Raw genomic sequence first — 784 nt, 5'->3', positions numbered from 1 at the left:
CATTGGTCGGTTCGCGTCCTAAGAATATGTTTTCGGCGATGGTTAGCTCGGGAACGAGATTCAATTCTTGATGGATAATACTGATCCCCACTTCTTGCGATTCACGTGGACCAGAGAAAGAAACCGTTTCGCCTTGATAATGAACGCTCCCACCGTCAGAGCGGTAGATGCCAGTTAGCACTTTCATCATTGTGCTTTTTCCTGCGCCGTTTTCACCCATTAAGGCCATCACCCGCCCGGGGTAAACACTCAAACAAGCTTTATCTAAAGCTTTCACTCCAGGGAAAGACTTCTCAATATCTTTCAGTTGTAAAATAGCCTCAGTCATCATCCCATCCCTAAGAGCGCTGCACTCAAAACACAACGCCTGATTGAAATATGACATTGGCATATGGGCTGCACTCGCCCGTCCGAACGACCGCTAAACTATCGCAACTTATGTCTTTGAACTCCTCATGACTAACATAATGACGAGAAATATCAGCGCCTTGATCACGCTCTGCATCATCAAGTAAGCCTTCCAAAATCTGGTGGGCAGAAGGGTTATGCTCTTTTATTTCATGCGCGATGAACACCGCCTCGACTTGCAGTTCCGATAGAACCGTTCGCACTGTATCCTCAAAGCTCGGTACGCCATGCGTTAATGCCAAATCGATACGTTCTACGTCATCAGGGATCGGTAAACCGGCATCGGCTATCGTCATTTCATCACCATGTCCCATACTGGCAATGAGATGTGAAACGTCAGAGTTAAGAAGAGCGCTTTTCTTCATTATGTTTTCCC

2 protein-coding genes are annotated in these 784 nt (G+C 46.7%); both read right to left on the bottom strand.

The features are described 5' to 3' along the window. Positions 1-328, bottom strand: a 328-nt coding sequence (locus tag A3739_RS19345) for an ATP-binding cassette domain-containing protein (protein ID WP_156502702.1), incomplete at its 3' end; no start/stop codon positions are given. A gap of 25 nt (positions 329-353) precedes the next feature. Beyond that, positions 354-784, bottom strand: a 431-nt coding sequence (gene rbsD / locus A3739_RS19340) for a D-ribose pyranase (protein WP_369821113.1), incomplete at its 5' end; no start/stop codon positions are given.

This window comes from Oleiphilus sp. HI0067, from assembly GCF_001635735.1.
This window is presented reverse-complemented; position numbering and strand designations above follow the sequence as displayed.